The sequence below is a fragment of the Bartonella birtlesii IBS 325 genome, from assembly GCF_000273375.1.
In the GTDB taxonomy this organism is placed as follows: Bacteria; Pseudomonadota; Alphaproteobacteria; order Rhizobiales; family Rhizobiaceae; genus Bartonella; species Bartonella birtlesii.
This window is the reverse complement of sequence record NZ_CM001557.1, coordinates 1,036,682-1,059,016: the sequence shown is the minus strand read 5'-3', so window position 1 is coordinate 1,059,016 and position 22,335 is coordinate 1,036,682. Positions and strand designations below refer to the sequence as shown.

Genomic DNA, 22,335 nt, shown 5'->3' with positions numbered 1-22,335 from the left:
AAAAACGTATATTTTGAGGAATTGATGAAAATTAATAAACAATGCGAAGGCCTATTTACATGAATAAATTGAAAAAGCGTATTCTTACTTTGTTTTGTATTGCACCTTTGAGTGTGAGCAACCTACTGGTAAGTGGATTTTTAATTTCACCGGTCTTTGCACAAACGAGCATTGTTGTCACAGTCAATGGTAAACCCATCACAAATTATGATATTCAAAGACGTGCAGCTTTTCTAAGATTGCAACAAAAACAAGGCAATCTTACCCTGCAAGCTAAAAATGAGCTTATCAATGAAGTTCTCAAAAATATTGAAATTAAGCGTCGAAATATTGAGGTAAGCAATGATGAAGTTGATAAAGCTTTTGAAAATTTTGCAATACAAAATAATATGACTATTGATCAACTTAATCAGATTCTGATTCAAAATGATATAACAATACAGCACTTTAAAGATTACATCCGTGGACAAATGGGATGGGGGCGTCTTGTTAATGCACGCTATCAAACTGAAGCGGGTATGATTACCGAGCAAGAAGCTGTACGCAGAATATTAAAAAATGGTGGAGTAAAGCCTTCAACAAATGAATATACACTACAGCGAATTATTTTTGTTATTCCTGCACATCGCCGTGCAGAAATTCTTGAAAGACGCCAAAGAGAAGCCAATAACTTCCGTGCACATTTCCGTGGGTGTGTGAATGCTCACAATCAGGCAAGAGGTATCTTAGATGTTACAATTCGCCACTTGGGAAAATTTCTTGAACCCCAGCTTCCTAGTTCGTGGGAGCAAGCTATCCTTGCAACACCTGTGGGAAAAATGACTCATTTTCAGGAAACATCTGATGGAATTGAGGCAGTAGCTGTCTGCAAAATAAAAAGAGTTTCTGATGATTACGTGGCACGGCTAATATTTTCTCTTCAAGATAATAAACAAAAAAGCTCGCAAAAACTTGAAAAATTAAGTGAAAAATATTTAGAAGAATTGCGGCGGGTAGCGCGTATTCAAAACTCATAATGGCTGCACTTATTGTTAGTGGTGGTGATCCTGCCGGCATTGGTCCTGAAATAGTATTGAAAGCGTGGAGTTTGCGTGTTACACGTCAAGTTCCACCTTTTGCTCTTTTTGCTGATCCAGACGTTATTCGTTCGCGCGCTCGTTTTTTACATATAGATGTTGAAGTAGAATCTGTTTTAATAAATAATCCTGTAAAAAACTTTCAAACTGCTCTCCCTATAATACCATTAAAAAACCGACAAAGCGATCAACTAGGCTCGCCTTCACCGGACAATGCTGCTGGAATAATTGAAGCGATTAAACGCAGCGTTCAGTTGATTCGAGATAGACATGCGTGCGCACTCGTTACTTGCCCTATTGCAAAAAAAAGCCTTTACGACGCTGGGTTTAAATTTCCAGGTCATACAGAATTCTTAGCTGATTTGGCCTACACAATCTTCGATAAATGCTATCATCCGGTTATGATGTTATCTGGACCTCGATTAAAAACAGTTCCCATTACTGTTCATATTCCATTCAATGAAGTCCCCTCACATGTCACTCGCGATTTAATTATTCAAACAGCATTAATTACTGAAAACGACTTAAGAATGCGATTTAAAATAACTTCTCCTCGTCTCGCTATTGCTGGCCTTAATCCTCATGCTGGAGAAGAAGGGGCAATGGGTAAAGAAGATATTGAAATTATCCTTCCTGCTGTTGAATATCTTAAAAATAAAGGGTTCAATATTGTAGGTCCACTGCCTGCCGATACAATGTTCCATGAAAGAGCAAGACAGGCATATGATGTTGCCCTTTGCATGTATCACGACCAAGCCCTCATTCCTGTTAAGACATTGGACTTTGATACCACTGTCAATATCACTTTAGGACTTCCATTTATTCGTACTTCACCAGATCACGGAACTGCTTTTGATATTGCTGATAAAGGAATAGCCTCTCCTGAAAGCTTTATTTCTGCTCTTAAACTTGCAAGCCAACTTGCAAAAAATAGTTTGATACCATGCCAATAGATGATCTTCCTCCTCTTCGTGAAGTAATTAATAAATATAGATTACAAGCTCATAAATCTTTTGGCCAAAATTTTCTTTTTGATCTTAATTTAACATCTAAAATTGCTCATCAAGCAGGAAATATAGAAGGAAAACCTGTTATTGAAGTTGGCCCTGGTCCTGGGGGGCTGACTCGTGCCTTGCTTGCAAAAGGTGCCATTGTCACAGCGATAGAACGTGATGAACGTTGTATACCAGCTCTTTTAGAGATAGAACAGCACTATCCTCAAAAACTAAAACTTATTTGTAATGACGCACTAAAGCAAGATTTTTCAAAACTCTTTGAAACATATCCAGAAAAACCACGCATTATTGCAAATCTTCCCTATAATATTGGAACACAACTTTTATTAAATTGGTTGTTGGCTGAACCATGGCCTCCTTTTTATGAATCAATGACATTGATGTTTCAACGTGAAGTTGCCAACCGCATTATCGCAAAACCTCAATCAGCCCACTATGGACGTCTTAGTGTCTTAACCGGATGGCGTACCACTGCTAAAATTGCTTTTGATGTGCCTCCTCAAGCCTTTATACCAGCACCCAAAATAACTTCTTCCGTTGTTCATATCATTCCGCGAACACAACCTCTTACCTGCTCCGCACAAAAATTAAGCTTTGTCACAAAAACCGCTTTTGGACAAAGACGAAAAATGCTTCGTCAAAATCTTAAAACACTTGGAGATGAAATGCTTTTAAAAAAAGCTGGAATCGATGGAACACGCCGTGCTGAAACACTTTCAATTGCCGAATTTGTGGCTTTAGCTAATTTGGTGATTTAAACAGCATAACTTTTTGCTCACTATTCCTTTTCAAAACAATAAGAATATTAATCAATCTTTTCAGCAATAAGTCCATCAATGAAAGATTCAAGAAAGGAGCACCGCTCACGTTTTACTGTTTCGGCTAAATAAATCGATTTAATAAGCGACAAAGATTGATTTAAATCTTTATTAATAACGACATAATCATAAAAATGCCAATGCTGTATTTCCGTCCGTGCATTCTCTAATCGTAAATCAATGGTATCTTGATTATCTTCTGCTCGACGATGTAAACGTGAAACGAGCTCTTTCATTGATGGTGGAAGAATAAAAACAGATACAGTATCTCCTAGCATTTTTTTTGTAGCTGCTTTGTGCCTTGGTAATCAATATCAAATAACATGTCTCGGCCAACACTCAAAGCATCTTCAACGCTTTCACGTAAAGTGCCGTAATAATTTCCATGCACTTCTGCCCATTCAATAAACTCATCACCATCACGTTTGCGTTCAAACTCTTTTTTTGAAATAAAATGATAATGAAGACCATTCACTTCACTAGGACGTCTTTGCCGTGTTGTCATACTGATGGAGAGCTCTAATTGTCCCTCTTTTAAAAGTAAGCGAGAAAGGGTTGATTTACCAGCTCCTGAAGGCGAAGAGAGAATAAATAAAAAACCGCGACGTTTATTCCTTTTTTTAGTAGCCAATTCATTCCCAAAGAATGTCATCATACTGTTCTACTTCTCTTCAAAACTTTAATAACACGTTTTCTACAATCACCCAAATTAATGCGTTGCTTTTAATGCACGCCATTTGCGAACATTCATATTATGTTCCTCTAAAGTTCTAGAAAAGACATGCCCTCCAGAACCATCAGCGACAAAATAGAGTACATCACTGCTTGGCGAATGTGCCACTGCTTTCAAAGAATCACGACCTGGATTCGCAATAGCTGTTGGTGGTAAACCATTAATTTTATAAGTGTTATATGGTGTCTCTTTCTCAAGATCTGAGCGGTAAATTGCGCGACCGGGTGGTATCCCTTTTCCACCAAAAAGGCCATAAATAACGGTTGGATCAGATTGAAGACGCATATGCTTTGCAAGACGGTTATAAAACACCGCTGCAACCTTTGGTCGCTCAGAAGCAATTCCTGTCTCTTTTTCAACAATTGATGCCAATATAACAAATTCATCAATGGATTTTATTGGTAAATCAGGTGAACGCGTAGCCCATATAGCATGAATTAATTTTGTCTGTCCTTCACGCAATCTGTTTATAATTTCTTTACGCGTTGTTCCCCGAATAAAACGAACAGTATCTGTCATCAAACTGCCTTCTGGAGGTAAAGCTTTTGGAAGATCTCCAATTAAAATTTCATTGGCAGCCAATCGATCGAAAACTTGTTGAACCGTCAAGCCTTCTGGCACTGTAAACGTATATTCAATAGATTTTCCTTTCACAAGGATATCCATAATATCCCGCATCGAAGCATGCGCTGGAATTAAATATTCACCAGCTTTCAGATGTGTTGTTTTTTGGTGATAACCAACTCCATAAACAAAAATATCAGATGATCGAATGAGACCACGTTTTTCAAGGAGTGAAGCAATTTCACGGATTCCTATCCTAGGATAGATAAGAACAACTTGTTCCTCTTCAGCCATCCCCTTTCCTTCAAAAATAGTTTTGCCGATATAAAGAGGAATGCTTATGGCTAAAATAATAACTACAATCAGCATCAAAAAAAAATGACCGAGAATAACCAACGGATTACGTACAATAAACGATTTCTTTCGTATCTTATGTGCTAACATACCATTATTATCTACTCTATGATCCAAAGAGGAATCCTTTACGTCCTTTAGTGGTCTTCTATTTTTCACACCGGACACAACTATCACCCTCACTAAATTTTAAGTATTATAATTATAATCTTCTCACTTATAATTTTATAATAAAGTAGAAAACACAAAAAAAACAAACAATTTCTTATTTTTCAAAACGCCGCATTACTAAAGACGCATTTGTCCCACCAAAGCCGAAAGAATTGGAAAGAATCGTATCAATTTTTCGTTCACGCGGTTTATACGGAACAAGATCAATTTTCGTTTCGATTGATGGATTATCAAGATTAAGTGTTGCGGGAGCAATATTATCTCGTATCGCTAGAATACAAAAAATAGCCTCAGCTGCACCAGCAGCACCAAGTAAATGCCCCACAGATGACTTTGTTGATGACATAGATACTTGTGGTGCATAATGCCCTAAAACGCGCTCAACAGCTTTCAACTCTATGACATCAGCCATCGTTGAAGTGCCGTGAGCATTAATATAATCAAGTTCGCTTACATTCACTTGAGCACGCTTAAGAGCAGCTATCATGCTACGCTGTGCACCTTCACCACTTTCTGAAGGAGCAGTAATGTGGTAAGCATCTCCAGATAAACCATAACCAATAATCTCAGCATAAATGCGAGCACCGCGTTTTTTTGCATGTTCAAGCTCTTCTAAAATGACAACTGCTGCTCCCTCACCCATTACAAAACCATCACGATCAGCATCATAAGGACGTGAAGCACGTTCAGGGTCATCATTACGACAAGTAGAAAGCGCTCTACAAGCAGAAAAGCCAGCAAGAGATATTCGATTTATCGGAGACTCAGTTCCCCCTGCCACCATAACATCTGCATCCCCCAATGCAATTAAACGTGCTGCATCACCAATGGCGTGCGCTCCTGTTGAACAAGCCGTTACAACTGAATGATTGGGGCCGCGCAAACCATACTTAATAGACACATAGCCAGAAGCAAGATTAATTAAACGTCCTGGAATAAAAAAAGGAGAAACACGCCTTGGACCTTTGTCACGAAGCGTATAACCAGCCTCAACAATACCTTCAACGCCACCAATTCCCGAACCAATCAATACACCCGTGCAAACCTGATCTTCCTCACTGTTGGGAAACCACTCAGCATCTGCAAGTGCTTGACCAGCAGCAGCCATTGCGTAAACAATAAATGCATCAACCTTGCGCTGTTCCTTGGGATCCATATATAAATTAGCATTATATGTACCGTCTGTTCCGTCACCCAATGGAATACGAGCAGCAATCTGGCACGGCAAATCCGACACATCAAATTCAGTAATGCGCCGAACACCACTTTTCCCCTCAAGAAGGTGCTTCCAACTATATTCAACATCACCAGCTAATGGAGATACTAACCCTAAACCAGTAACAACAACACGTCTCATAATTTTAAAACCTTGGATTGAGATTTATCTCTCAAAGCTCTCTTCTTAAAATAGTCCTCCAAAAGCAAAAGCAAAAGCAAAAGCATTTTACGCTTTTGCCTTTCAATTTCACGCAGAAGCTTTATCAATAAATTTCACTGCATCACCTACTGTGAAGATCGTCTCAGCGGCCTCATCTGGGATTTCGACACCGAATTCTTCTTCAAAAGCCATAACAAGCTCAACCGTATCAAGGCTATCTGCTCCTAGATCATCGATAAAGCTCGCATTTTCCACGACCTTATCTGCATTAACTCCAAGATGCTCTACGATAATTTTCTTAACGCGCTCTACTGTATCACTCATGTTGAAATCCTCAAATTTATTTTCCTATAATTTGGTTAGCTATATCGGCTTATCCAATCAAGCAATAGATGCATTGCTCTAAAAGATTTTAGCAGCGATTTAAAACATTCTGTGGATATCCCCTACAAAATAAAAAAATCCGATAGCCTGACAATCCGATATAAATTGATTAACCTACAACTTTTAGAGAAATAGACACATCTGCCCATTTCATTCGTTACTATCTAAAATAATACGACTTATAAATCAATGTGCAATAAAGCAAATACTCAGATCATTGCCATCCCGCCATTGATATGTAGTGTTTGACCCGTTACATATGCCGCTTCATCACTCGCTAAATAAACAGCAGAAAAAGCTATTTCTTCTCCATTCCCCATGCGCTTCATTGGAATCGCAGCCATAATAGTTTCTTTTTGTTTCTCATTAAGTTTTTCGGTCATAGCAGATTTAATGAATCCTGGAGCAATACAATTAACCGTTATGTTCCGTGAGGCAATTTCTTGTGCTAATGCTTTAGAAAAGCCTATCAAACCAGCTTTTGCAGCACAATAATTTGTTTGCCCAGGATTTCCAACAACACCAACGACAGATGTTATGTTAATAATTCTTCCATAACGACGCCGCATCATAGAATGTGTTAATTCACGTGTCAAAGTAGAAGCAGCTGTGAGATTGATTGCTAAAACATCATCCCAGTCTTGATCTTGCATACGTACAAAAAGACCATCTCGAGTGATTCCTGCATTGTTAACCAATATATCAACACCATTCATTTCTTTTTCTGCTATTTCAGCCAATTGCTTAATAGATTGACGGTCAGAAAGATTAGCGGGAAATACAAAAACATTTTGTCCTAAATCTGTAGCTACTTCTCTTAACTTGTCTTCACGCGTTCCATGTAACCCAACAATTGCTCCTTGCGCGTGAAAACAACGCGCTATTGCCTCACCGATTCCTCCCGAAGCCCCCGTTATAAGAGCTTTACGACCTGTTAACTTAAACATCTTTTTAGACTCCTTATAAATTAAACATCAAGTACCTGTAATGCTGTTTCTATTTCTCTAACTGTTCCAATTGTTAATCCCTTGATGTCTTTGTTAATACGACGCGTTAAACCTGTTAATACTTTTCCAGAACCAACTTCAAAAAGCGTATCAACCCCATTGGCACTAATCCACTCTATTGTTTCACGCCATCGCACTCTTCCTGTCACTTGTTCAACAAGAAGCGTAATAATACGCTCTGGATCACTCTCTGGTGCAACAGAAACATTGGCAATGAGAGGAACAAGAGGAGCCCTTTTGTTAACAGTCAAAAGTGCTTTCTTCATGGCAACAGCGGCAGGCTGCATTAAGGTTGAATGGAAAGGTGCAGAAACCGGAAGAAGAAGTGCACGTTTAGCACCTTTTTGAGACGCAATCCCTACTGCTATCTCTACCGCTTTTGCTTTACCTGAAATAACAATTTGCCCACCACCATTATCATTAGCGATTTGACATTGTCCTTCTTCAGAAACGGTTTCACAAATTTCTTCTACATCTTTCTCACTCAAACCAATCAGTGCTGCCATAGAACCTTCACCAACAGCAACAGCGGCTTGCATAGCATTTCCACGAATGCGCAAAAGCTTTGCCGTATCAGTAAGACTAAACATACCAGCAGAACAAAGAGCCGAATATTCTCCCAAAGAATGACCTGCAACAAATTTCACCTTCTCCTCTATATTCAGCCCCAATTGTTCCATCACACGAATAACAGCCATGGATACAGCCATTAATGCTGGTTGCGCATTTGCTGTTAGCGTCAAAACATCTGCTGGTCCTTCAAAAATGATCTTTGATAACTTTTCACCTAAAGCCTCATCGACTTCCTCAAAAACCATCTGTGCTGCAGAAAATTGCTCTGTAAGCGCTTTACCCATACCAACAAGCTGACTTCCCTGCCCTGGAAAAATAAAAGCTGCCACCATCTATCCACTCCTAAAAATTGTGCCATTAAATTATTTTTTTATGATCTTATTCATTAACACAAATTAAGACAAACTATCTTATTTGGAACGAATACCTCTCTTAAAGTTATACTTTAATGGTGGAATTTGATATAAAAACTTAGGAAAATACGGTACCATAAACTGAATAACAGCATAACCGATAAAACCTCCTAAAAACGTACCCACTAAAACATCAAAGGGATAATGTATACCAACGAATACGCGTGCCCAACAAATTAGACATAAAAGAACTGCCGCAAACTGAGATGCAACTTTGTATCGGTAGAAGTAAAGATTCGCCACATAAGATGCGATAGTCAAAGCGTGATTACTCGGAAAAGAAGCAGTTGGACGATGCTTAATCAGTGGTATTGTCAACCCCATAACAAATGGGCGTGGATGAAAATAAATAAGAGAAATAAGATAACCTATAAAAAGAGCCATACAAATGCTCACGCAAATACTTAGCGCCACACGCCGTTCTATAATTTCACCGCAAAACCACAACGCACAAAGATGTAGTGGAATGACATAAATCAAAAACTTTGCACAAAAAATACTAAACAACACTAAAACCGACCAAGATTGATGATTGCCAGCAAGCATTTGAAAAAGCGCAACGTCAATCTGGTTGAAAAAATCCATTTTTCTCTCCTTTATATTTATAGCTTTAAAGCATCGTTTCTTTGTAAAAAAGTGATATGAAAAATATATCAAAATTCAATAAATTAATTTTTTTATGCGCATAAACTTGCTATTTTTAAAGATAAGCTGTAAATACTAGGCGTTTGTTGCCGGCACTTTAGCTGGAGATTGAAAGGAAGACTGGAAATTGACTAGTAGAAAACATAATGTTTTCGGCTTCCTGTATCTCCGCTCTCGAATGTCTCGAATTGTAAACGTGTCCTTTCTTCTTTGGTTTTCCAAAAAAGACAAGTTGCAGAGGCTTTGCGCTGAAACCGGTAAAGTTTAATTGAAGAAAGGCAAAACAATGGCTCTTTATGAACATGTGTTCCTTGCCCGACAGGACATTGCTCCACAGCAAATTGATGAACTTTTGAGCCTCTACAAAGGTGTCATTGAAGTGCATGGTGGAAAAGTTGGGCGCGTAGAAAATTGGGGCCTTCGGCCCCTCGCATACCGTATCCGCAAAAACCGTAAGGCTTATTATGTGCTGGTTAATATTGATGCGCCAGCTACGGCAATTGCTGAAGTTGAGCGTCAGATGCGCATCAATGAAGATATTCTGCGTTATATGACCATTCGTGTAGAAAAACATGAAACAGAGAAATCTGTTGTACTCTCACGGCTTGATCGTAATGCTCACATTGGTCAAGATGAAGAACGATCTCGCTCCCCACGTCGTCAACGTGAAGATGCCATAGAAGGAGTAGAATGATGAACGATATTAATCAAGCTGCAGCACGTCGTCCTTTCCACCGACGTCGTAAAACATGTCCGTTTTCAGGTGCAAATGCTCCCAAAATTGATTATAAAGATGTCAAATTGTTGCAGCGTTATATTTCAGAACGTGGGAAAATCGTCCCTTCGCGAATCACCGCCGTTAGCCAAAAAAAACAGCGTGAGTTAGCTAATGCCATTAAACGTGCTCGTTTTCTAGGTTTACTTCCATATGTTATAAGGTAAACTCTCTGTGAACTATGCAGCTGGGGAAATTCCTCAGTTGCTTTCCCTTGTATGATCTAACCATATATTAATTATATGCCTGTATTAAGATATAAAAATACCAAAAGTTGAGGTGTTTATAATGCCTCTAACTGCAAAAGGCAGGACAGCGATAAATGGAAAAATTTAATCTTTATAAAATAATGACTGGTATTTTAGCCGGGTTATTTGCTGTTGTGATAGCAATGGCAATTATCAACGTTGCAAATATTGTACCCTTTTTTTCTCTTCTTCTTGGTTGCTGTCTTTCATTGCCAATTTTCATTGTTGCATTCGGTCAAGGAACATTATCCAGCTTCGTTGCTCTCATAATTGCTACTGCTGTTCTTATCATCACCACTGATATTTATATTGCTCTTGGTTTTATGTTGTTATTTTTCCTTCCTGCTGTTTATGCCTCTTGGCTCCTTGGACTTGCAAGACCAACGCAAAAAGAAGATACTCTGATATGGTATCCATTATCATCAGTAATTTTTCATTTAACCAATTTTATTGCTCTTATAGCGACCTTTATCGGATTCTATGTTCAGACTCGTCCATCCACACCCCTCATTGCAGAAAAAATCACTGCAGACATAACACAAGCTATACAACAATCGCGGTCAATAAAAGAAACTGATATACGCGCTTTTGGTGAGTTTTTAATGACACATGCAGCGACTTTAACTGCGATTGCTCTTACCTTTTATAGTTTGGTTTTTCTTATTGGTAACCTTTATTTTTCTATGATAACAGCACAACATATGAAATGGTTGAAAAGACCCCGTGATGATTGGAGTCAAACTCTACGCCTTCCAATCTCTGGAATTTTTATTTTTATTCTTGTTTGTATAGCATCAATGATTGATTTTAGTACTGCTACTAATTTGAGCACACGTGTCTTTAGCTCTGCATATACTGTGATCATAGCAATCTGTGGTTTAGCATATCTTCACAATATTACAAAAGGAATCAACGGTCGCATTATCATACTCTCTCTTGTTTATATTGCTATTTTAACCGTCGTTTTTGCTCCACCTATTGCTCTCATGACGCTTTTAATGGGTATTTGGGCAACGATTCAATACAATTTTCAATCACGCAAAAAACTTCATTAAATTTATTTGTTCGAAAGGAAAAACTATGGATATTATTCTACTTGAGCGCATTCCTCGTCTTGGTCAGATGGGTGATATTGTCTCAGTGAAAGATGGTTATGCACGTAATTTTCTTTTACCTCAAGGCAAAGCTTTACGCGCGAATGAAGCTAATAAAAAACATTTTGAAATACAACGTGCACAACTTGAAGCACGCAATCTTGAACGCAAAAGCGAAGCACAGAAAGTTGCTGAAAAGCTTGATGGTAAATCATTTATTGCCGTTCGTTCAGCAGGTGAAACAGGACAGCTTTACGGATCTGTATCAACACGTGATATTTCTGAAATTATAACAAGTGAAGGTTTTTCCATTGGACGCAATCAGGTTGAACTTAACCATCCAATAAAAGCCATCGGCCTATATACCATCACTCTTAGTCTGCATCCTGAAGTGCAAATTTCTGTGATCATTAATGTTGCGCGTTCAACTAGTGAAGCACAACGTCAAGCAGAAGGTGAAAATTTAACCTCTGCTGAAGCAATATATGATATTCAGAAAAAAATGAATGAAGAAAAGCAGAATAAATTATCAGCAGAAGAAAAGAATGAAAATGATATAAACAACGGTGAATAAAGAAGTTTAATTGTTTTTTCCTATCTTGTATTATTTTTTCATCGTTTAGTAAATTGGCGTATTATAAAAACACTCAGATAAAAAGTTGGGTGTTTTATTGTTTTATCATCAAAAAATTCAATTTTGATGGGGAAATAACATCTAACATATTGTGTAAAAGCGTTCCATACTAAAAGCTATGCGCGCAATAAGCAAAATACTTACACATGTTATTTACTTAAGATAGAAATGAAAAACTTCTTTCTTTCTACTTTTTAAAAGAGAAAAGTTTGTGCACAGTGGTAAATCAATAGCATCCTGTTATTTAAAGTGAAAAAGTTATTTTACCCATAGCGATTCTGAGATTTTGAAATCATCTAATGTCGTAATATTTGAGATATAGCATTGTACTTTCTTTAAAACACCAAAAGTACAATTTAGAAGATTTATATACTCTCTAAAATTTCTGTACTATAAAAATAAAATGTAAAGGAGTAGGCTGTAATATAAAAACATAAATGATGAATCAGAAATTGAAAATGTGGTTTTAACTTAAAAGGAAGATTTGATCTCCTATCCTTTTGAGATGTGGTGTTCAATTGATGGCCCTAAATAGCGAAACATGAAATTTTAGTGGAAAAAACTGTTATGGAAAAAACAAGCATTGTCAATTTCAGTTCTTCACAAAAAGAAGACTCCTCTTCTTTTCAACAACTCCCACATAATATTGAAGCTGAACAAGCATTACTTGGTGCACTTCTCATCAATAATGATGCGCATGATCGCGTTTCAGATTTTTTAAAACCAGAACATTTTTTTGAACCGTTGCATCAAAAAATTTACGATGTTTCATCACAGCTTATTAAAAAAGGAAAAATTGCAGATCCAGTTACCATCAAGTCCTTTGTTCCTGCTGATGAGAAAATTGGCGACATTACCGTATATAATTACGTTGTTCGTTTAGCAAAAGAGGCAGTGACAATTATTAATACCGAAGATTATGGACGTGTTATTTATGATCTTTTTATTCGGAGATCCTTAATCAATCTTGGGACTCAAGTTGTTAATACAGCCTTTGAGGCTCCTATAGAGTTTTCTCCATCCCAACAAATCGAAACTGTTGAACACCAGTTGTTTGAATTGGCAGAAAAAGGCAAATATGGGGGAGGATTTGAAAATTTCAACGAAGCTATCAAAAAAGCTGTTGATATGGTAAATGCTGCCAAACAGCGTTCTTCACACTTATCAGGAATAGCTACCCATATTAAAACACTTGATGAAAAAATGGGTGGGTTACAAGCATCTGATTTAATTATCCTTGCTGGACGCCCCGGTATGGGAAAAACATCACTGGCTACCAATATTGCCTTTAATATTGCCAACGCATACAGTTATGACAGCAAAACACAAGACAATGAGGGAGGTATTGTCGGATTTTTCTCACTTGAAATGTCATCAGAACAGCTCGCAACCCGTATTATTTCTGAACAAACAGGGGTCTCTTCTTCTGATATCCGGCGGGGGAATATTTCAGAAGAGCAATTTTCTAAAATCATCCGTGCAATGAGTCGCTTACAAAAAACACCGCTTTATATTGATCAAACTGGTGGTATATCTATTACGCAACTTGCTGCTCGTGCACGACGCCTCAAGAGGCAACATGGTTTGGATATCCTGATTATTGACTATATCCAGCTCATGACAAGCCATTCAAAGCGTTCTTCAGAAAATCGTGTTCAAGAGATTACAGAGATTACTACAGGATTAAAAGCATTGGCGAAGGAACTGAATATTCCTATTATTGCTCTTTCACAGCTTTCACGACAAGTTGAAAATCGCGCAGATAAACGCCCTCAACTCTCAGATTTACGTGAATCTGGTTCAATTGAGCAAGATGCTGACATCGTTCTTTTTGTATACCGTGAAGAATATTACCTCAAAAATGAAGAACCTAAGATAGGTACTCTTGAATATGAAAGATGGCAAAATACAATGGACAAAGTTTTTGGGAAAGCTGACGTTATTATCGCAAAACAACGCCACGGACCAACGGGAACAGTTCACCTTGCCTTTCAATCTGATTTCACACGTTTTAGCGATTTAGCAGATAGTAATTACCTTCCAGAACAAATTGGTTAAATCACTATGGCACGTAACCGTATTCAATTTATCTGCCAAAATTGTGGAACCATTTATTCACGTTGGGCTGGGAAATGTAATTCTTGTGGCGAATGGAATTCCCTTATCGAAGAAAATACGAATGGTGGTATCGGCACTGGTCCTATGCAAAATGTTCGCAAAGGACGTATAGTTGCCCTTACATCCCTTTCTGGAGATCTTCAAGATGCTCCCCGTATCTATTCCGGTATTGCTGAACTCGATCGTGTCACCGGAGGAGGTTTTGTGCGTGGATCAGCATTACTTGTTGGTGGCGACCCAGGTATTGGAAAATCAACATTGCTGACACAAGCAGCCGCCGCCTTATCGCGAAAAGGTTATCACGTCATCTATGTCTCAGGTGAAGAAGCTATCGCACAAATCTGCCTTCGTGCACAAAGACTTGGAGCAGCCAATACAGAAGTTAAACTCGCCGCTGAAACTAATGTTGAAGATATTCTTGCAACTTTAAGCGAACATAAAAAACTTGATATGGTTATCATCGATTCTATCCAGACCCTATGGTCAGATGCTGCTGATTCAGCACCAGGCACAGTTACACAAGTACGTATTGGCGCTCAAGCAATGATCCGCTTTGCTAAAAAAACAGGAACGACTGTTGTTCTTGTCGGCCATGTGACAAAAGATGGACAAATTGCTGGTCCCCGTGTTGTCGAACATATGGTTGATGGTGTTCTCTATTTTGAGGGTGAAGGAGGACATCATTACAGAATCCTTAGAACTGTAAAAAATCGTTTCGGGCCAACGGATGAAATTGGCGTTTTTGAAATGTCTGATAAAGGATTACGGGAGGTCATCAATCCATCTGAACTATTTTTGGGTGAACGAAATGAAAAAGCACCAGGATCTGCTGTTTTTGCAGGAATGGAAGGGACACGGCCAATATTAGTAGAAATTCAAGCGCTTGTTGCTCCTTCTTCACTTGGAACACCGCGACGCGCTGTTGTAGGATGGGATGGAAACCGTCTTTCTATGATTCTTGCTGTTTTAGAAGCCCATTGCGGCATTCGCTTTGGTCAACACGATGTCTATCTTAATGTTGCAGGTGGATATCGCATATCAGAACCAGCAGCTGATTTAGCTGTTGCAGCGGCTTTGATATCCTCTCTTGCAAATATTCCTCTCCCAACAGATTTCATATATTTTGGTGAAATTAGCCTTTCAGGTGCTACGCGCACTGTTGCACATGCAGCACAACGCATCAATGAAGCAAAAAAACTTGGCTTTCAAGGAGCTGTTCACCCTACAACAACAGGCAAAACAATGAAATTACTCAATTTTCAACAAAAAACATTCTCCGACCTTTCTGAGCTGGTTGTCGCTCTTACCACAGGTAAAAAATGTGTCGCCCCATAAGCATAATAATATAGAAAAAACCCTACAAAGCGCAAAAGGCCTTTGCTATAAGAATAAAAAATGACATAACAAGAAACGTATTTGTATATTAACTTACAAAAATACAACTTTATGTATAAGGAACAAATAAATGATCATAACAGTCCTTGATGGAATTGTCGTAGCAGTCATCCTGTTGTCCGCTTTTCTTGCTATGCTTAGAGGATTTTCGCGTGAAGTGTTTTCGTTGATCTCTTGGGCAATTGCTGCTGTTGCTACACTGTTTTTATTCAAACCTGTCTTGCCTTTTTTTGAGCAATATCTCTCTAATAAAACGATTGCATTAATCACAACATTGGTCACGATTTTTATTATTGTTCTCATTATTACTTCAATCATTACAATGAAGATTTCTGATTTTATTATTGATAGTCGAATTGGTATCTTAGACCGTACTATTGGTTTTATTTTTGGAGCGCTTCGCGGTTTATTCATTATGGTTATCGGTATGTTACTCCTTAATGCACTTATTAAACCAGAAAATCAAGCAAACTGGCTAAAAAATGCCAAAACAAAACCCATCTTAGATTCATTGGGACAAAAAGTTTGGGAAAAACTTCCTAAAAATTTTGATATTGTTCTTGAAAAAGCAGAAAAAATTTTCAAAAAAGACAATGCTCCCACACAGAATAAGTTTTCTCATAAAAATCTTATTCAACAAAATAAGGAGTAGTTTATCATGAAACAAAAGTTCCAAATAACATATAAGTATAATATGGTTATTCCTCATGGTATTATAGATAGCATAATTGAAAGAATATAATGACAAAAAGCAACATTTTCTGTCAGGATTTTTTATTGGATGATGATACTCTTCATGAAGAATGTGGAGTTTTTGGTATCCTTGGGCATGAAGATGCTGCAACATTAACAGCTCTTGGGCTTCACGCACTTCAACATCGTGGACAAGAAGCTGCTGGAATTGTTTCTTATCATCATAAAATGTTCCATCAAGAAAAGCATTTAGGTCTTGTTGGTGATCACTATACAAATCCGGTAACACTTGCTCGTTTACCAGGAAATCGTGCTATCGGACATACCCGTTATTCAACAACTGGAGAAATAGCATTACGCAATGTTCAGCCTCTTTTTGCTGAATTAAAAGCTGGAGGTATTGCTATTGCCCATAACGGCAATCTTACCAATGGTCTTACATTACGCCGTGAACTCATTGCTTCGGGTGCCATCTGTCAATCGACATCAGATTCAGAAGTTTTTCTCCATCTTATTGCCCGCTCACGTTATGAATCGTCATCTGATCGTTTTGTCGATGCTATTCGGCAAGTGGAAGGCGGATATGCCATGTTGGCACTCACACGCACTAAACTCATTGCAGCGCGAGATCCAATAGGAATTCGACCTCTCGTGATGGGTGAGCTTGATGGTAAACCAATCTTTTGTTCCGAAACCTGTGCACTTGATATTATTGGAGCAAAATATGTCCGCGATGTTAAAAATGGGGAAATTATCATATGTGAAATACAAAAAAATGGGGAAATTACGAAAAAATTATAAAACCAGAGGATGAGAAGCCTGAAAAACTTTGTCTTTTTGAATATGTGTATTTTGCACGTCCTGATTCAATTGTTGGAGGGCGCAGTGTTTACACGGTGCGTAAAAATATGGGAACTCGTTTGGCACAAGAAGCACCTTGTGAGGGTGATGTTGTGGTTCCCGTTCCCGATGGCGGAACACCTGCTGCAATTGGCTATGCACAAGAGATTGGAATTCCTTTTGAGCTTGGTATTATTCGCAATCACTATGTTGGCCGCACTTTTATTGAACCAACACAGCAAATTCGTGCTTTTGGGGTAAAATTAAAGCATTCTGCAAATCGCCCTGTGATAGAAGGAAAACGCGTTATTCTAGTTGATGACTCCATTGTACGTGGAACAACGTCCCTCAAAATTGTGCGAATGCTCCGCGATGCTGGAGCGAAAGAAGTGCATATGCGCGTTTCTAGCCCTATGATTTTTTATCCTGATTTCTATGGTATTGATACACCTAAAGTTGAAAGTCTATTGGCTAATCAATATCCAGATTTAAAATCCATGTGCAATTTTGTAGGAGCTGATTCATTGGAATTTCTTTCAACGGATGGTCTGTATCTTGCTGTAACAGGAGAAAAACGAAATAACGCTAATCCACAATTTACCGATCATTATTTTACTGGACATTATCCTACACATCTAGTTGATCAAGAAAGTATTCCTCAAATTCATCAATCATCCGTTCTTAAAACAAGAAATTAATGATAGCAAAATTTGATTTTAGTCTCTCTGGTCGTGTTGCACTTGTTACCGGTGCTTCAAGAGGTATTGGCTACCATTTAGCATTAGAACTCGCGGCACGTGGTGCTCATATCATCGCACTTGCACGAACAGTTAGTGGCCTCACTGAACTGGATAATCAAATCCGAAAAGAAGGTGCCCACGCAACACTCGTCCCACTCGATTTACATCATATGGATAATATTGATACCCTTAGTATTTCAATTGCTAAACGCTGGAAAAAACTTGATATTATGGTTGCAAATGCAGGAATTCTTGGAACACTTTCACCAATAACACATATCGAAAATACGGTATTTGAAGATGTCTTTCAAATAAACCTTATCAGTCAATGGCGTTTAATGAAAGCTATTGAACCTTTATTGCGTAAATCTGATGCTGGACGAGCGATTCTGCTATCTTCGAGCGTTGCTCATGTTTCACGTGCTTTCTGGGGACCTTATGCAGCCTCTAAAGCTGCTTTAGAGATGATTGCCCGTTGTTGGGCAGAAGAATTAAAGCAAACTTCTATTAAAATTAACTGTGTTGATCCTGGTGCAACACGCACTGCTATGCGAGCACAAGCCATGCCTGGAGAAAACCCTCAAACTCTTCCTTCACCACAAGAAGTTGCAGCAAAGATAGCACATTTATTCTCACCTAATTTAAAAGAAACAGGAAAACTTTTTAATGTCCGTAAAAATCGGTTTATGGATTATCATCTACCTGATTAAGGCAATATATTGGCTTATAAAAATAATTCATTGTTTCGCAACTTAAATGAGAATTCTAAATCCAATAAAATTTTTTTATTTTATCTTCTATTATAAATAAGAAAAACGCTCGTTTGTATACTATAAACAAAATGAATGTATAGATAAATATTATTTAAGAAAAGAGCAGGACACAGCGGATTTTGTGTTATACCTTCACGACCTGTTAATGAAATGAGATTGGGAGCCACAAAAGAAGTTTCTGTAAAACAAATCCGCGCATAAGCAACGCAATGGCGTATTGCTCTTTGCGAGAGGCGTGCTTCTATCAATCATAAACACAGAATAAAAATGATCCGCTGGAACTAAATTTCTCTCTACTTTTATTTTTTTCTAAAAACAAAATATAAATCTCTACGGTTCTTTGATATTTTGAGCATTTATCTTCTTTTCTTCCAAAGCAGTGCGTTTATTATAAGCCACAAAACTACAGGGAAGAAAAATCATATAACCAACAGCAGTGATCAATAAAGTATGCCATGTGTAAGTTGCAAGAAAACCTACATAAATAACAACGCCCAGCATGCACGGTACAACGATATCACGACTCAAATTTTGATCAATTGTTTTTGCGTTCCATACTGGTAAACGACTGACCAAAAGAAAGGCAATAATCACAGTATAAAGGCTAAAAAATAATGCCCAACCCCAACTTGGAACCAAACCAAGAGCTCCTAAATACATAGGTAATAAAAGCAATAATGCCCCTGCTGGTGCAGGAACCCCAATAAAATAACTTTCCTTCCATTTTGGTATATCAGCATTGTCTAACATTACATTAAAACGTGCTAACCGTAAACAGCAAGCAACACAATAGACAAGTGCGGCTACCCAGCCTACTTGGTGGGTTTGAGTCAAAATGAAGGAGTAAACAATAAACGCTGGAGCAACACCAAAATTAACCACATCGGCAAGAGAATCCATCTGCGCCCCAAAAGATGAACTCCCATCCATCAAACGAGCAATACGACCATCGGCACCATCTAGGATTGCTGCCAAAAGTACCATTAAAATAGCAGCCTCATAGCGATGCTCAAAAGCTAAACGAATACTGCTCATCCCTGCACAAATCGCCAAAATAGTAATAATATTAGGAATAACATATCGCATAGGTGTAGGTGAACGCCACCGATTTGCAACATCATCATGCTGCCCCTCAGGATTAAATGAAGAAAATAGTGAAAAGTTTTTCATTGCTTATCCTAATCAAATCTGAAATCAGTTGTAGCACTCTTATCATCAAAAGAAGCTAAAACTGTTTCTCCAGCAATTGCTGTCTGGCCAACAGCAACACGCAATTTCACGTCAGTGGGGATATAAATATCAAGGCGAGAACCAAAACGAATCAACCCAAATCGTTCTCCAGTTATGACGGAATCATTTTTTTTTGACCAACACACAATCCTACGAGCAATCATTCCAGCTATCTGTACCATACCAATTTTACCGTGTTTGCTGTCAATCACCAACCCATTACGCTCATTAAACTGACTAGCTTTATCAAGCTCAGCATTTCTAAACTGGCCTGGACGATAAACTATAGATTCTACTGTACCACTTATAGGAATACGATTAATATGGCACGAAAAAATGTCCATAAATACGGAAATACGGATCATTTCTTTACTACCCAATCCTAATTCTTCAGGCGGAACACATGGCTCAACAAACGAGATACGCCCATCAGCAGGACACATAACCCAATTGGGATTCAAAGGAATTACACGCTCTGGATCACGGAAGAAGTATATACACCAAATAGTAAGAACAAGACCACACCAAAATAATGGACTCCATAGCCAACCAAGAAAGAGCGAAATAATAAAAAATACAATAATAAAAGAATAGCCTTCTCTGTGAATTGGCGTAAAACTATTATGGATAGATTGTAAAATACTCATATAATTTCCTATTCATCGTATAACTTAACTAAGTCATAAATCTTTTTGTTCCTCCTTACTCCTTTCTGTACTGAACCAATCGCTCCATATAAAGATATAAGTTACATTTTGCGCAGCTTATTTTTTACGATTAACAACACCTGTCTCATCTTCTTCACGCATTTTACGTAATTTTTCTTCAGCTTGCGATGCTTCAAGCTGCTTATTCCACATTGAAGCATATAAACCTTTCTTACGTAAAAGCTCTGCATGTGTCCCATTTTCAATAATACGGCCATTTTTTAGAACCAAAATTTCATCCGCATTTATAACAGTAGAAAGACGATGCGCAATTATCAATGTTGTCCGCCCACGGCTTACAATATCCAATGCTTGTTGAATTTCCTGTTCCGTTGCTGTATCAAGAGCCGCGGTTGCTTCATCCAGAATAAGAAGTGGAGGAGCTTTTAACAGTGTCCGTGCAATAGCCACACGCTGCTTTTCACCACCTGATAGTTTGAGCCCACGCTCTCCTACCATAGATTGAAAACCTTCTGGAAGCATCTCAATAAATTTTGATATCTGTGCCATTTCAGCAGCTTTGCGCATCTCTTCCTCAGTAGCACTTGGACGCCCGTAGCAAATATTATACGCAATGGTATCATTAAATAACACCGTATCCTGCGGTACCATGCCGATAGCTTCACGCAAACTTTTTTGCGTTACATCACGAATATCTTGTCCGTCGATTGTGATAGAACCCGCATCCACGTCGTAAAAACGAAAAAGTAATCGAGAAATAGTCGATTTACCAGCACCGGATGGACCGACAATGGCAACGGTTTTGCCTCCAGGGATCTCAAAATCAATATCTTTGAGAATCTGACGAGTCGGATCATAGGAAAACTTTACCTGGTTAAACCGAATACTACCATCACGCACTATCAATGGCTTGGCATCCGATTTATCAACGATTTCCTGCTGAACATCTAAAAGATCAAACATGGCTTCAATATCAGTTAATCCTTGTCGAACGTCACGATAAATTGAGCCAATAAAATTTAGCGGAATAGAAAGCTGTATTAAAAGCGCATTAATAAAAACGAAATCTCCTACAGTTTGTGTTTTATGAAAAATTTCATAAGCTGACATCAACATCAAGATAGCCATCCCAATACCAAAAATAAGAGCCTGACCAAAATTAAGCCAGCTTAATGATGTCCAAATTTTTGTTGCCGCTTTTTCATAATTTGCCATAGAAGAATCAAATCGACGTGCTTCTAGAGTTTCATTGCAAAAATATTTGACAGTTTCAAAGTTCAAAAGAGAATCAACAGCATGCGTATTGGCCTCAGTATCTGCCATATTCATTTTTTCCCGAATTCGAATGCGCCAATCACTCGCTTTGATTGTAAACCAAATATACAAGCCAACCATTATTACAACTATGAACAAATAATGCCATCCATAGCTTATGTAAAATACAAATGCTGTTAAAATAAATTCTAAGATTGTCGGTACTGTGTTCAAAATTGAAAATCTAACGATAGCTTCAATTCCCTTCGTACCACGCTCAATCACACGAGAAAGTCCACCTGTTCGCCTTTCTAGATGAAATCGCAAAGACAATCCATGAATATGCACAAAAGTCTTATAGGCTAATTGGCGAATAGCATGTTGACCAACGGTCGCAAAAAGAGAATCACGTAACTGGTTTAATCCAGCCTGAATAATACGCGTAACATTATATGCTAAAACTAGCATAATAGGAATAAGCCAACTAGATGGAAACCATACAGGCAGCTTAAAGGTTGCATTAAGTGCATCCGTAGCATATTTAAAGAAATATGGCACACATATAAGAACGAGCTTGGCCAAAACAAGATAAAATATCGCCCATAGTACACGTATTTTTAGATCGCGCCGATCTACCGGCCACATATAAGGCCATAAATTATAAAGCGTACGTAGAGTTTGACCTGTACCTGATGACACAGTTTTTGTCATTCCACTCTGTTCCATAAAGTCCTTACTGTT

Annotated in this window: 20 protein-coding genes and 2 pseudogenes; 12 read left to right on the top strand and 10 right to left on the bottom strand. The window is 38.2% G+C overall.

Going from position 1 to position 22,335, the window contains the following annotated elements; genetic code table 11:
• Positions 1-59: 59 nt before the first annotated feature.
• Genes QWU_RS05190 through rsmA form a run of 3 tightly spaced genes read left to right on the top strand, consistent with a single transcriptional unit; the run spans position 60 to position 2,850 of the window.
• Positions 60-1,016 carry a SurA N-terminal domain-containing protein gene (locus QWU_RS05190; RefSeq protein WP_006589296.1) on the top strand — a complete coding sequence of 319 codons (957 nt, stop codon included), beginning with the start codon at positions 60-62 and terminating at the stop codon, positions 1,014-1,016.
• On the top strand, positions 1,016-2,029 hold the full coding sequence (gene pdxA, locus QWU_RS05185) for a 4-hydroxythreonine-4-phosphate dehydrogenase PdxA (RefSeq protein WP_006589295.1): 1,014 nt from the start codon (positions 1,016-1,018) through the stop codon (positions 2,027-2,029). The genes QWU_RS05190 and pdxA overlap by 1 nt, the downstream gene beginning before the upstream one ends.
• The gene (gene rsmA, locus QWU_RS05180) at positions 2,020-2,850 is read left to right on the top strand and encodes a 16S rRNA (adenine(1518)-N(6)/adenine(1519)-N(6))-dimethyltransferase RsmA (protein ID WP_006589294.1); all 831 of its coding nucleotides are present in this window, start codon (positions 2,020-2,022) and stop codon (positions 2,848-2,850) included. The genes pdxA and rsmA overlap by 10 nt, the downstream gene beginning before the upstream one ends.
• A gap of 47 nt (positions 2,851-2,897) precedes the next feature.
• Here the strand turns inward: rsmA and gmk are convergent.
• The 7 genes and pseudogenes from gmk to QWU_RS05140 all read right to left on the bottom strand — a co-directional run bounded on the left by gmk (position 2,898) and on the right by QWU_RS05140 (position 9,072).
• Positions 2,898-3,562 (bottom strand): annotated as a pseudogene (gene gmk / locus QWU_RS09180) (guanylate kinase).
• A gap of 57 nt (positions 3,563-3,619) precedes the next feature.
• Positions 3,620-4,729 (bottom strand): endolytic transglycosylase MltG, encoded by a 1,110-nt coding sequence (gene mltG / locus QWU_RS05170; protein WP_006589292.1) that lies wholly within the window; start codon positions 4,727-4,729, stop codon positions 3,620-3,622.
• A 97-nt stretch (positions 4,730-4,826) separates the two neighbouring features.
• Entirely contained in the window at positions 4,827-6,089 is a 1,263-nt protein-coding gene (fabF, locus tag QWU_RS05165) for a beta-ketoacyl-ACP synthase II (RefSeq protein WP_017196342.1), read from the bottom strand.
• Positions 6,090-6,197: 108 nt separating this feature from the next.
• Positions 6,198-6,434, bottom strand: coding sequence for an acyl carrier protein (locus QWU_RS05155; RefSeq protein WP_004860281.1), 237 nt, complete (start codon positions 6,432-6,434; stop codon positions 6,198-6,200).
• A 269-nt stretch (positions 6,435-6,703) separates the two neighbouring features.
• Entirely contained in the window at positions 6,704-7,441 is a 738-nt protein-coding gene (gene fabG / locus QWU_RS05150) for a 3-oxoacyl-[acyl-carrier-protein] reductase (RefSeq protein ID WP_006589290.1), read from the bottom strand.
• A 20-nt stretch (positions 7,442-7,461) separates the two neighbouring features.
• Positions 7,462-8,406 (bottom strand): ACP S-malonyltransferase, encoded by a 945-nt coding sequence (fabD, locus tag QWU_RS05145; RefSeq protein ID WP_006589289.1) that lies wholly within the window; start codon positions 8,404-8,406, stop codon positions 7,462-7,464.
• Between the two features lie 78 nt (positions 8,407-8,484).
• Complete coding sequence (locus tag QWU_RS05140) at positions 8,485-9,072, bottom strand: undecaprenyl-diphosphatase (protein ID WP_017196340.1); 588 nt, start codon at positions 9,070-9,072, stop codon at positions 8,485-8,487.
• Between the two features lie 346 nt (positions 9,073-9,418).
• Between QWU_RS05140 and rpsF the strand changes: the two genes are divergently transcribed.
• The 9 genes and pseudogenes from rpsF to QWU_RS05090 all read left to right on the top strand — a co-directional run bounded on the left by rpsF (position 9,419) and on the right by QWU_RS05090 (position 18,379).
• A complete protein-coding gene (gene rpsF / locus QWU_RS05135) occupies positions 9,419-9,826 on the top strand; it encodes a 30S ribosomal protein S6 (protein WP_006589287.1) in 408 nt (135 codons plus the stop codon).
• Positions 9,826-10,074 carry a 30S ribosomal protein S18 gene (gene rpsR, locus QWU_RS05130; RefSeq protein ID WP_006589286.1) on the top strand — a complete coding sequence of 83 codons (249 nt, stop codon included), beginning with the start codon at positions 9,826-9,828 and terminating at the stop codon, positions 10,072-10,074. Before rpsF ends, rpsR begins: the two co-directional genes overlap by 1 nt.
• Positions 10,075-10,229: 155 nt before the next feature.
• Positions 10,230-11,210: a hypothetical protein gene (locus QWU_RS05125; RefSeq protein WP_017196339.1), complete on the top strand. Its 981-nt coding sequence runs from the start codon at positions 10,230-10,232 to the stop codon at positions 11,208-11,210.
• Positions 11,211-11,235: 25 nt separating this feature from the next.
• The gene (gene rplI, locus QWU_RS05120) at positions 11,236-11,823 is read left to right on the top strand and encodes a 50S ribosomal protein L9 (protein ID WP_006589284.1); all 588 of its coding nucleotides are present in this window, start codon (positions 11,236-11,238) and stop codon (positions 11,821-11,823) included.
• A gap of 627 nt (positions 11,824-12,450) precedes the next feature.
• Positions 12,451-13,941, top strand: coding sequence for a replicative DNA helicase (locus QWU_RS05115; protein WP_006589283.1), 1,491 nt, complete (start codon positions 12,451-12,453; stop codon positions 13,939-13,941).
• 6 nt (positions 13,942-13,947) lie between these two features.
• Positions 13,948-15,336 carry a DNA repair protein RadA gene (gene radA / locus QWU_RS05110; protein ID WP_006589282.1) on the top strand — a complete coding sequence of 463 codons (1,389 nt, stop codon included), beginning with the start codon at positions 13,948-13,950 and terminating at the stop codon, positions 15,334-15,336.
• Between the two features lie 130 nt (positions 15,337-15,466).
• On the top strand, positions 15,467-16,048 hold the full coding sequence (locus tag QWU_RS05105) for a CvpA family protein (RefSeq protein WP_006589281.1): 582 nt from the start codon (positions 15,467-15,469) through the stop codon (positions 16,046-16,048).
• An 89-nt stretch (positions 16,049-16,137) separates the two neighbouring features.
• Positions 16,138-17,627, top strand: a pseudogene (gene purF, locus QWU_RS09170) (amidophosphoribosyltransferase).
• Complete coding sequence (locus QWU_RS05090) at positions 17,627-18,379, top strand: SDR family NAD(P)-dependent oxidoreductase (protein WP_017196338.1); 753 nt, start codon at positions 17,627-17,629, stop codon at positions 18,377-18,379. Before purF ends, QWU_RS05090 begins: the two are co-directional and overlap by 1 nt.
• A 393-nt stretch (positions 18,380-18,772) precedes the next feature.
• Here the strand turns inward: QWU_RS05090 and pssA are convergent, their stop codons facing one another.
• From pssA to QWU_RS05075, 3 genes are all read right to left on the bottom strand, one after another.
• The gene (gene pssA, locus QWU_RS05085; RefSeq protein ID WP_006589278.1) at positions 18,773-19,612 is read right to left on the bottom strand and encodes a CDP-diacylglycerol--serine O-phosphatidyltransferase; all 840 of its coding nucleotides are present in this window, start codon (positions 19,610-19,612) and stop codon (positions 18,773-18,775) included.
• A gap of 8 nt (positions 19,613-19,620) precedes the next feature.
• A complete protein-coding gene (locus QWU_RS05080; protein ID WP_006589277.1) occupies positions 19,621-20,319 on the bottom strand; it encodes a phosphatidylserine decarboxylase in 699 nt (232 codons plus the stop codon).
• Positions 20,320-20,436: 117 nt separating this feature from the next.
• Positions 20,437-22,320 carry an ABCB family ABC transporter ATP-binding protein/permease gene (locus QWU_RS05075; protein ID WP_017196337.1) on the bottom strand — a complete coding sequence of 628 codons (1,884 nt, stop codon included), beginning with the start codon at positions 22,318-22,320 and terminating at the stop codon, positions 20,437-20,439.
• Positions 22,321-22,335 lie beyond the last annotated feature (15 nt).